This window comes from Aeromonas sp. ASNIH4 (assembly GCF_002934425.1).
Lineage (GTDB): Bacteria > Pseudomonadota > Gammaproteobacteria > Enterobacterales > Aeromonadaceae > Aeromonas > Aeromonas hydrophila.
On record NZ_CP026217.1, the window covers coordinates 1,505,472 to 1,516,017 of the forward strand.

General features: G+C 63.6%; 12 protein-coding genes. 10 read left to right on the plus strand and 2 right to left on the minus strand.

The features are described from left to right. The first annotated feature begins 65 nt into the window (after window positions 1-65). From C2U40_RS07060 to C2U40_RS07075, 4 genes are all read left to right on the plus strand, one after another. Complete coding sequence (locus C2U40_RS07060) at window positions 66-1,361, plus strand: DEAD/DEAH box helicase (protein WP_016351179.1); 1,296 nt, start codon at window positions 66-68, stop codon at window positions 1,359-1,361. A gap of 99 nt (window positions 1,362-1,460) precedes the next feature. Then, entirely contained in the window at window positions 1,461-2,099 is a 639-nt protein-coding gene (locus C2U40_RS07065) for a DUF2913 family protein (protein ID WP_103828711.1), read from the plus strand. Between the two features lie 269 nt (window positions 2,100-2,368). Continuing rightward, a complete protein-coding gene (locus C2U40_RS07070) occupies window positions 2,369-3,412 on the plus strand; it encodes a M35 family metallo-endopeptidase (RefSeq protein ID WP_181014959.1) in 1,044 nt (347 codons plus the stop codon). A 64-nt stretch (window positions 3,413-3,476) separates the two neighbouring features. After that, a complete protein-coding gene (locus C2U40_RS07075) occupies window positions 3,477-3,911 on the plus strand; it encodes a protease (RefSeq protein ID WP_175610253.1) in 435 nt (144 codons plus the stop codon). A 19-nt stretch (window positions 3,912-3,930) separates the two neighbouring features. Here C2U40_RS07075 and C2U40_RS07080 read toward each other — a convergent pair whose 3' ends face one another. Continuing rightward, window positions 3,931-4,926: a questin oxidase family protein gene (locus C2U40_RS07080; protein WP_181014958.1), complete on the minus strand. Its 996-nt coding sequence runs from the start codon at window positions 4,924-4,926 to the stop codon at window positions 3,931-3,933. Window positions 4,927-4,992: 66 nt separating this feature from the next. Here C2U40_RS07080 and soxR point away from each other — a divergent pair, with 66 nt between their 5' ends. The 6 genes from soxR (at window position 4,993) to C2U40_RS07110 (ending at window position 9,040) form a co-directional block, all read left to right on the plus strand. Then, on the plus strand, window positions 4,993-5,460 hold the full coding sequence (gene soxR / locus C2U40_RS07085; protein ID WP_043167051.1) for a redox-sensitive transcriptional activator SoxR: 468 nt from the start codon (window positions 4,993-4,995) through the stop codon (window positions 5,458-5,460). A gap of 68 nt (window positions 5,461-5,528) precedes the next feature. Beyond that, on the plus strand, window positions 5,529-6,107 hold the full coding sequence (locus tag C2U40_RS07090) for an O-methyltransferase (RefSeq protein WP_103829127.1): 579 nt from the start codon (window positions 5,529-5,531) through the stop codon (window positions 6,105-6,107). A 9-nt stretch (window positions 6,108-6,116) separates the two neighbouring features. Beyond that, a complete protein-coding gene (locus tag C2U40_RS07095; protein WP_041217827.1) occupies window positions 6,117-6,527 on the plus strand; it encodes a nuclear transport factor 2 family protein in 411 nt (136 codons plus the stop codon). A 267-nt stretch (window positions 6,528-6,794) separates the two neighbouring features. Further along, window positions 6,795-7,568 (plus strand): amino acid ABC transporter substrate-binding protein, encoded by a 774-nt coding sequence (locus C2U40_RS07100; RefSeq protein WP_103829126.1) that lies wholly within the window; start codon window positions 6,795-6,797, stop codon window positions 7,566-7,568. Between the two features lie 57 nt (window positions 7,569-7,625). Continuing rightward, on the plus strand, window positions 7,626-8,282 hold the full coding sequence (locus C2U40_RS07105; RefSeq protein WP_175044332.1) for an amino acid ABC transporter permease: 657 nt from the start codon (window positions 7,626-7,628) through the stop codon (window positions 8,280-8,282). Next, window positions 8,279-9,040, plus strand: coding sequence for an amino acid ABC transporter ATP-binding protein (locus C2U40_RS07110; RefSeq protein ID WP_103829125.1), 762 nt, complete (start codon window positions 8,279-8,281; stop codon window positions 9,038-9,040). Before C2U40_RS07105 ends, C2U40_RS07110 begins: the two co-directional genes overlap by 4 nt. A 79-nt stretch (window positions 9,041-9,119) precedes the next feature. Here C2U40_RS07110 and C2U40_RS07115 read toward each other — a convergent pair whose 3' ends face one another. Beyond that, window positions 9,120-10,535 carry an FAD-dependent oxidoreductase gene (locus C2U40_RS07115; protein ID WP_103829124.1) on the minus strand — a complete coding sequence of 472 codons (1,416 nt, stop codon included), beginning with the start codon at window positions 10,533-10,535 and terminating at the stop codon, window positions 9,120-9,122. Window positions 10,536-10,546 lie beyond the last annotated feature (11 nt).

Below are 10,546 nucleotides of genomic sequence, written 5' to 3' on the forward strand. Positions count from 1 at the left end.
CGACTTTTCGCTCATGCCGAGCTAACCAAGCCAGCCACAGTCCAGCTGGAACACAGGAACCCATTATGAGATTTGAATCGTTCGATTTTGCCCCCGAGATTTTGCGCGCCATCTCAGAGTGCGGTTATCAGGAGATGACCCCTGTGCAGCAGCAGGCGATCCCGGCCATCCGCCGTGGTCGTGACGTGCTGGCCAGCGCCCAGACCGGCACCGGCAAGACCGCCGCCTTTGCCTTGCCCATCCTGCAGCGGCTGGTGGACAACCCCGCACCGGTGCAGCCGTCCAATGCCCGGGTGCTGATCCTGACCCCGACTCGCGAGCTGGCGGCCCAGGTGGCGAGCAACATCAATGACTTCGCCAAGCATCTGGATATCACCACCCTCACCATCTACGGCGGTGGCAAGCAGGATGTGCAGGCCAGAAAACTGAAAGCGGGCGCTCACATCATAGTGGCGACCCCGGGCCGGCTGCTGGAGCACCTCACCGCCTGCAACCTGAGCCTCTCCGGTGTCGAGTGCCTGGTGCTGGATGAAGCGGACCGCATCCTCGACATGGGCTTCAGTGCCGATGTGCAGCAGATCCTGCAAGCGGTCAACAAGACCCGTCAGAACCTGCTGTTCTCCGCCACCTTCTCCGAGGCGGTGAAGAAGCTGGCCAACCTGATGCTGGACAAGCCTCAGATAGTGAGCGTCAACAAGCAGAACTCCACCGCCGATACCGTCAGCCACACCGTCTATCCGGTGGAGCAGAAGCGCAAGCGCGAGCTGCTCTCCGAGCTCATCGGCAAGCAGAACTGGCCGCAGGTGCTGGTGTTTGCCAGTACCCGCGAGAGCTGCGACGAGCTGGTGGCTGAGCTGAACCTCGACGGCATCAAGTCGGCCGTGGTGCACGGTGACAAGGCGCAGGGCAGCCGTCGCCGCGCCCTGCGCGAGTTCACCGAGGGCAAGTTGCGGGTACTGGTGGCCACCGAAGTGGCCGCCCGTGGCCTGGACATCCCGGATCTCGAATACGTGGTCAACTATGATCTGCCGTTCCTGGCGGAAGACTACGTGCACCGCATCGGCCGTACCGGCCGTGCCGGCAAGAGCGGCATGGCCATCTCCTTCGTCAGTCGTGAAGAAGAGCGCACCCTGCTGGAGATCGAGGCGCTGATCGGCCAGAAGATCCGCCGCATCATGGTGCCGGGCTACGAGGTGAGCAGCCGCGACGAGCTGATCAAGCAGCTGCAGGAGCGTCGCCGCTTCGGCAAGCGGCCGCAGCGGGAAGACAACGCCGCCGCCCAGGCCATGGCCGAGGCCAAGCTGCAGGGCCAGCGCCTCAAGCGCCTGGCTGCCGCCAAGAAGCCGCGCCAGCCGAAATAAGGCGCGCAGGCCGCTCTATTGAACCGCAAAGGCGCCACTGGCGCCTTTGCTATCTCTGTCATCGGTGTTGACCCATGGTGGTCAACTCAAGGATTGCTTATGACCGCTCCTACCTACAATCAGGCCCTGTTCGAGATGGCCAGCCAGAGCCTGGCCGAGCTGGCGCGCACCGCCGAACTGAAGGCCGGCAAGCGTACCCCCGCCCAGGAGAGCCACTTCCTCTGCACCTGGATGGCCGACTCCCTCAAGGAGAAGCGCTTCTCCCGGCTGGTGATGGAGGATTTGAAGGATTGGGTGCAGCTTGGCCGCACCCTGGGGGCCGGCGCCGATCTCAAGGGGCTGCTTGAGCGGATCATGGGCCAGTATGAGCGGGCCATGGCCGAGCCGACTGGGCTGGGCAGCCGGCTGGCCGCCCTGCTGGCCGAGCTCGCGGCCGAGGGTTGGTTAGTGATTACCGACAGCGAGGTGAGCGCCAAGCTGCGTCTGCAATCGGGCGGTCAGCCGAGCCTCATCATCAGCGCCAGCGAGTATCAGGGCCACATCGAGGCGGGCGAGCTGGTCAAGCCGCTCACCCTCTATGTGCGCGGCGACGAGGCCCGGCTGGCACGGGCAGCCTTTGCCCATTGCCTGCTGCTGAGCCAGGGCAACAAGAAAACCACCCTGGTCAAGCACCACAAGGCTTACCGGCTGGTGCCGGGCAACGCGCAGCCAGCGCTGGCGCTGCTGATGGGCCCCTGAGCTGGGTCTGCTTCATTTGTCTGATACCCCGGCCCGGTGCCGGGGTTTTTTATGGGCGCGGGGCGGGGTGGCAGGCAGGAGAAAGGGGGAGGGCGGCGCGACTCTTGTCGCAGCAAGAGGGGGCATCTGGCATTCCCCCTATCCTGGGGGGCGTCCCCCATATGGTGGGATGGTCGCGGGAAAAAACTGCTCTAGGGTGAGTGGGCCCCAAAGAGGGCCTTGAAGGAAGCAAACCGCCTGACAAGGCGACACTCAATGAATGAGGAAACATGATGAAAGCGACTCCCATTGCCCTGTTGCTGGCCGGCGTGCTGGCCTCCCCGCTCTGCGCCGCAGGGCTCGACGCCCAGCTCACCCTGGTGGATGGCAACAGTGACGACGTGCGCGTCAACCTGACCCTGACCAACAGCGGGGACAAGCCGGTTAGCCTGCTCAAATGGCAACTGCCGGGCAGCGAAGATGCCCCCCTGTTCCTGGTGGAGCGGGACGGCCAGCCGGTCAGCTACGAGGGGGCCCTGATCAAGCGGGCTGCCCCGACCGACAAGGACTTCCAGCTGCTCAAGGCCGGCCAGAGCCTGACGGTGCAGGCCGAGGTCTCCGGTCTCTACGACATGAGTGCCCAGGGCCAGTACAGCATCCGCTACCTGCTGCCGACGTTGCCGCAAGAGGCGAAAGTCGCCAAGGCCAAGCAGGCCCAGGCGAGCGAATCCAATGCCGTGACCCTGTGGGTGGACGGAGTGAGTGACGAGCGGGTGCTGGCCAAGGCAGCCCCCCTGGCCGAGCCGCAGGCGGTGACCGCCTCGGTCAGCTTCAGCGGCCGCTGCACCAACACCCAGAAGAGCGACATCCTGGCGGCGCTCGATGCGGCCAGCGGCATCACCAACAACTCCAGCAGCTACCTGGCGGTGGACAAGCCGGAAGGCCAGCGTTATCGCAGCTGGTTTGGTGCCTATGATGCATCGCGCTGGGATCAGGCCGAGACCCACTTCAGCAAGATCAAGGATGCCATCGACAACAAGCCGCTCACCTTCGACTGCGGTTGCAAGCAGAGCTACTTTGCCTATGTCTATCCGGATCAGCCCTACAAGGTCTACCTGTGCAAGAGCTTCTGGACCGCACCGGTCAGCGGGACCGACTCCCGTGCCGGCACCATCGTTCACGAGCTGAGCCACTTCAACGTGGTGGCGGGCACCGACGATCTGGGTTACGGTCAGGCCAATGCCCGCAACCTGGCGAAGACGGATCCGGCCAAGGCGCTCAACAACGCCGACAACCACGAGTACTTCGCCGAGAATACGCCGAGCGAAAACTGATTTGCCGACCGGGGGCCGCAAGGCCCCTTCTTGTCCATGTCGTTTGTCACAGGAAGGAGCGACCATGATGACACTCTTGCTCACCACCCTGGCGCTGGCCCCCCTGCAGTGCGATCTGTCGGTCAAGGCACAAAGCCGGGTCAACGAGCCGCTGCCGCTGGTGATGACCCTGACCAACCGGGGGGAGGTGCCGCTCGAGGTGCTGAGCTGGTTCACGCCGTTTGAAGGCTGGTTTGCCGATGCCATCGATCTCACCCTCGATGATCGGCCGATACCCTACAAGGGCCCGCTGGCCAAGCGGGGCAACCCGGGCGCCGAGGATTTCTTCTTGCTGGGGGCCGGTCAGCAGAGCCAGGCCGACGCGGATCTGACCCTGGTCTACGATCTCTCCCACCCCGGCCGCTACCAACTGAGCTACCGCGCCCAGCCGCTGACCCTGACCCGGGGCGTGGCTCCCCGCTGCCCCGTCATTCACTTCACCCGGCTGCCCGCCTCCTAGGGCAGCCCCTGTGTACTACCTAGATGGCATCCGGCCCGGTGTGAGGCGCCAGCAGCCCTGCCGTGCGGGCGGCCACCGCCAGATAGCGGTCTGCCAGCAAAGGCCTGGCGAGCCCCTCTCGCCAGCAGCAATGCACCAGCTTGATCACATGATCGTCGAGGCTCGCCACTGCCCGGGCCAGCACGTTTTGCCACGACAGCTTGCCGGTATCGGGCCAGACCGGCGTCTGCAGTGACGGCGCGCAGACCGTGACATAGGCGGCCGTCACCGCCTGCCACATCAGGGTCTGCCAGCGCGCGAGCCATGGCGCGGGCAGATAGCTGGCGACGATGGCGGCGGCGCGACTGCCGGTCACCATGTGCAGCACGGTAAAATTGCCGGTCTGCCAGTAGAGGGTGAGGGCCGCGTCGGCCAGCTGCACCAGCAGATCCGATGATGATACCCCGCTCGGCAACCCGCTCGCCCAGGTCGGCGCATCCGTCACCTGCCGCAGTCGTTCGGTGATCCACTCGCCTTGCCAGCATGCGCCTTCCCATTGCTGGGCCAGCGCGCTCAGCAGAGCGTCGATATGCTGCACCGGTGCCCGCTGCCCGGCCGGCACCCGCAGGGGGCTGCACTGCCAGGCGGCCAGTGCGGCGGCCTGCTCTCCCAGATGGCCATTTTCCAGCGCGCAGGCAAAGCGGATCAGCGGATGGAAGGCGCCGCCGGCCGGCGAGAGACCCTGCTCCAGCAGGGCGGCAAAGGTGGGCAGCCACCCCTCGTCGGCCAGCCGTGTTGCCAACTGCTGACGCAGCCGGACAAACTGCAGTTCCTCCTCATCCCCCTGCTGTTGTTCACCCCCCGGCAGGGCATAGTTGGCCTGCCAGTGTGCGAAGAACTGTTGCAGCTGGCGGGGATTGGCGCCCATCTCGTGCAGGGCGTGCAATGCCATCGGGCAGTGGTTGGTGGTGCCGCGTTCGTTGAGGGCAAAGGCTCGATTGGCATCGAGCAGATGATGAAGATAATGCATAATCATTTGACTCCTTTCATAAGGGGAGACAGGATTGTGCAAGTTAAAGCTAACTTGAGGTCAAGCGTGGCGATGGAACGCAAATGGCTGGCCATCGGCCAGATAGCCAAACGCTCGGGCGTCAAGGCCAGCGCCCTGCGCTTCTACGAGCAGAAGGGGCTGATTGGCAGCGTGCGCAGCGAGGGGGGCCAGCGGCTCTATCCGCAGGATGTGCTGCGCCGCATCGCCTTCATCCGGGTGGCGCAGGGCATGGGGTTGAGTCTGGGCGAGATAGGGGAAGCCCTGGCCGGCCTGCCCGAGGGGCGCACCCCGGATCGCCGTGACTGGGACGGCATTGCCGGCCAGTGGCAGAGCCTGCTCGATCGGCGCATCACCGCTCTGCAGCAGCTCAAGGAGAAGCTCGGCGCCTGCATTGGTTGCGGTTGCCTCTCGCTGGAGCACTGCGCACTTTACAATCCGGATGATCAGGCCGCCGGGCAGGGCGAGGGCCCCCGCTACCTGCTGGGGGATACGCCACCGAGCGGGCCGACAGCAACATGATGAACATGAGGGGCGGTCCAGCCATGCCATGCACCGGGCCGACTCGTTTACACCGTCAAGGAGGAGACATGGCACTGGAACAACTGAAACGGGAGTTGGAGCTGTTTGGCGAACAGAATGACGGCGCGCAACAGTCCCGTGGCAGCAAGATGCTCAACATTACCCGCGATACCGGCGAGCTGCTGGCGGTGCTGGTACAGACGAGGGGGGCCGATGCGGTGTTGGAGATCGGCACCTCCAACGGTTACTCCACCCTCTGGCTGGCCGAGGCAGTAAAACGGCTGGGGGGCCGGGTCACTACCATCGAGCTGGACGAGGGAAAACGGGCCATGGCGGCCGCCAACTTTGAGCGGGCCGGTCTTGAACCCTGGATTGAGCAGTTGGCAGGGGAAGCTGGTACGCTGCTGCCCACCCTGCCGACGGCCGCTTATCCGCTCATCTTCCTCGACTCCGATCGCCAGCACTACCAGGCCTGGTGGCCCGAGATCCAGCGCCTTCTGGCCCCCCGCGGTCTGCTGGTGGTGGACAATGCCATCTCCCATCGCGAGGAGCTGGCCGAGTGGATGGCAGAGGTGGAGCAGGATCCGGCCTTCGCGACCTCGCTGGTGCCGGTGGGCAAGGGGGAGTGGCTGGTGGTGCGGTTGTAGGGGAGAGGCATGGAAAACAAGACCATGGAACCAAAAGCAGTGGTGGAGGCCTACTGGCAGGCCATGCAGAGCAACGATTTCGTCAAGGCCTCCAGGTGGCTGAGCGATGACTTCCTCTGTGACTGGCCCCAGTCGGGGGAGCGGATCGAGGGGCGGGCCAACTTCGTCGAGATCAATCGGCGCTACCCGGCGGCCGGGCCCTGGAATTTCGATGTCGTCCGCCTGCTGGAGCAGGGGCGAGAGGTGGTGACCGAAGTGGTGATCACCGACGGTGAAGTGGAGGCGCGCGCCATCACCTTCCACACGGTGCGTGGCAATACCATCTGCCATCAGACCGAATTCTGGCCCGATCTCTACGAGGCGCCGCACTGGCGTCGTCACTGGGTCACCAGCATCCCGCGGGAGCCGCAACCCGCCTGATATGGTTTCCGCTGGCGGAGCGCCGCCAGCGGGGCTATTCCTCGGCCAGCCCGGCCACTATTTTTTCGTTATCCATTATTTCGCTAAATATCCCCGTATTTCATGGTTGGGTCATGCCATGAGCCACGTTATGTTTCATCCATACCGCCGGCAAGCATTATGAAAGTTCTCTCTGCCGATAATTAATTTCAACATGATAACCGGCTGGTTTTATTTTGTGGTGGTTGGCAAGCGTTCTGGATGTTCATAAATATAACGAGGTGAATAATGAAAAAACGGCACTCTCTGTTTTTAATGGCGGCACTTCAGCTGGCACTGATGACCTCGGTACAGGCACAATCAAGCCTGGCCGAGATCCAGCGGGCCGGGGTGATCAAGATCGGCACCGAAGGGGCCTATCCTCCCTTCACCTATCACGACAAGAGCGGCAAGCTGGTGGGCTTTGACGTGGAGATCGGCGAGCTGATTGCAAGCGGTCTCGGCGTGAAGCCGCAGTTCGTCGAGGGCAAGTGGGACGGGCTCATCGCCGGGGTGGACGCCAAGCGCTACGACCTGGTGCTCAACGAAGTGGCCATCACCCCGGAGCGGCTGAAAAAGTATGATTTTTCAGATCCCTACATCACCTCCAAGGCGGTGATCGTGGTGCACAGCGACAACCACAGCATCAAGAGTTTTGCCGATCTGAAGGGCAAGAAATCCTCCCAGTCGCTGACCAGCAACTTCGCTCAGCTGGCGAAATCATCGGGCGCCGAGGTGGTGGCCACCGAGGGATTCAACCAGTCCCTTGAACTGGTGCTGACCGGGCGGGTGGATGCCACCCTCAACGACAGCCTCTCCTTCCTCGACTTCAAGAAACAGAAGCCGGACGCCAAGTTGAAGGTGGCGGCCACCGAGGCCAAGGGAGATCAATCTGCCGCCCTGCTCGCCAAGGGACAACCCGAGTTGCTGGCCGCCATCAATCAGGCGCTGCGCAATGCCAAGCAGGATGGCGCATATCAGAAAATATCGCAGAAATATTTCGGCACCGACGTCTCGCAATAATATCGCGGCAACATAATAACAACTGAGGATATTAACGTGCCGGCCTGGTTGCAGTTAATGATCGACTCTTTTTGGCCCCTGCTTAGTGCGGGGCTTATTTTTACCGTGCCACTCACCCTGATTACCTTCGTGCTGGGAATTGTGCTCGGCTTGTCGGTGGCGCTGGCCAGATTATATGGTCCGGCCCCGCTGGTGATGCTGGTCCGGTTTTATGTCTGGCTTATTCGGGGCACTCCGCTGCTGGTGCAGCTGTTTCTGATCTTTTACGGTTTGCCGAGCGCCGGTATCGTGCTGGATGCCTTCACCGCCGCCGTCATCGGGTTCACCCTCAACATCGGTGCCTACAGCTCGGAGATCATCCGTGCCACCCTGGCGGCGATCCCCAAGGGGCAGTGGGAGGCGGCCTATTCCATCGGCATGAACTGGCCTCAGGTGATGTGGCGGGTGATCCTGCCGCAGGCGGCGCGCATCGCGGTGCCGCCGCTCTCCAACACCTTCATCTCCTTGGTCAAGGACACCTCGCTGGCGGCAGCGGTGACCGTGCCCGAGCTGTTTCAGGCGGCTCAGCGACTCGCCTCCGTCACCTATGAGCCGCTCATCCTCTATGTCGAGACGGCCCTCATCTACCTGTTGTTCAGTTCGGTACTCTCCACCCTGCAAGACAAGCTGGAGCAGCGACTGGCTCACAAAGAGACCCGGGAGGTCGCCCTATGATCCGCTTGAGTGGCATCGAGAAACAGTTTGCGGGGCAGCGAGTGTTGAAAGGGGTAGGGTTGGCGATGGCCGCGGGCAGCGTCACCGCCCTGATCGGCCCCTCCGGCAGCGGCAAGAGTACCCTGCTGCGCTGCGTGAACCTGCTGGAACGACCCGACGCAGGCCAGCTGGTGCTGGGGGGCAGCGAGCTCGACTTTGCCCATCACCTGTCCCGGCAAAGCGTGCTGAGCCTGCGCCAGCAGACCGGCATGGTGTTCCAGAACTTTCAGCTGTTTCCGCACATGACGGTGCTGGAGAATGTGCTGGAAGGGTTGGTGACTGTGTTGAAGTGGCCGAGGGAGCGGGCGGCGGCGCGCGCCCTGCAACTGCTCGACAAGGTGGGGCTCAGGCACAAGGCCCAGGCGGTGCCTGCCACCCTCTCCGGTGGTCAGCAGCAGCGGGTGGCCATTGCCCGGGCGCTGGCGCCAGCTCCCAAGGTGTTGCTCTGTGACGAGCCCACCTCGGCGCTGGATCCCGAGCTTGCCCAGGAGGTGGTGGCGGTGCTGCGCCAGCTGGCCAGTGAGGGCACCACCATGCTGATCGCCACCCACGACTTGCGCCTGGCGGCCCAGATCGCCCAGCAGGTGATCTTCCTGGAGGCGGGGGAGGTGGTGGAGGCGGGCAGTGCGCGCCAGATGTTCACCACCCCCAAGCGGGCGCGTACCTTCGAATACATCTCCACCCTCACCGAGCGGCTGCCGGAGAGCTGGAGCATCTAGCCGGTACTGCCTGATCGAGAGCGATATAAAAAAAACAGCCCCGCACGAGCGGGGCTGTTTGCTTGGCTGCGATGGCAGATCACACGGCCAGGTAGTCCATGATCCCTTCGGCCGCCTTGCGCCCCTCATAGATGGCGGTGACCACCAGATCGGAGCCGCGCACCGCGTCGCCACCGGCGAACACCTTGGGGTTACTGGTCTGGAAGGGATGTTCGGCCTGCTCGGAGGCCTTGATACGATCCCGGCCGTCAAGCTCGATGCCGTGTTCCGCCATCCAGGGCTGGGGGTTGGGCTGGAAGCCGAACGCCATTACCACCGCATCGGCAGCCAGCACCTGCTCGGAGCCGGCGATCACCACCGGGTTGCGGCGGCCATTGGCATCGGGGGCGCCGAGCTCGGTGCTCACCACCTTGATGCCGCAGGTGCGGCCCTGGGCGTCCAGCTCGACGCCGACCGGCTGCAGGTTGAACATGAATTCAACCCCCTCTTCGCGGGCATTCTTCACCTCCCGCTTGGAGCCCGGCATGTTCTCCTCGTCGCGGCGATAGGCGCAGATCACCTTGTCGGCCCCCTGACGGATGGCGGTACGCACGCAGTCCATGGCGGTATCGCCACCGCCGAGCACCACTACCTGCTTGCCGGCGAAGTCGATGTAGTCGGCTTGCGCCTTCTCAAAGCCCAGCAGCCGATTGGCGTTGGCGATGAGGTAGGGCAGGGCGTCGTAGACTCCCGGTGCCTCCTCGTTGGCAAAGCCGCCCTTCATGTACTTGTAGGTGCCGACCCCGAGGAAGACCGCATCGAATTCGCCGAGCAGGTCGGCGAAGGTGACATCGCGACCCACCTCGGTCTCGAGACGAAACTCCACCCCCATCCCCTCGAAGATCTCGCGGCGACGCTGCATCACCTCTTTTTCCAGCTTGAAGGAGGGAATGCCGAAGGTGAGCAGACCGCCGATCTCCGGATACTTGTCGAACACCACCGGGGTGACGCCGCCCCGTGCCAGCACGTCGGCGCAGGCAAGACCCGCCGGGCCGGCGCCGATGACGGCGACCCGCTTGCCGGTCTTGACCACCTTGGAGAGGTCGGGCTTCCAGCCCATCTCGAACGCCTTGTCGGTGATGTATTTTTCGATGTTGCCGATGGTGACGGCACCGAAGCGATCGTTGAGGGTGCAGGCACCCTCACACAGTCTGTCTTGCGGGCAGACCCGGCCACACACCTCCGGCAGGCTGTTGGTCTGGTGGGAGAGCTCCACCGCCTCCAGAATGCGTCCCTCGTTGGCCAGCTTCAGCCAGTTGGGGATGTAGTTGTGCACCGGGCACTTCCACTCGCAGTAAGGGTTGCCGCAGTCGAGGCAGCGATCCGCCTGCATGCCGACCTGGGCCTGGTTGAAGGACTCGTAGATCTCCACGAACTGGATCTTGCGGATCTTGAGCGGCTTCTTGGGCGGGTCGACCCGCTGCACGTCGATAAACTGAAATACGTTCTGGCTCATAGGGTTCCCTC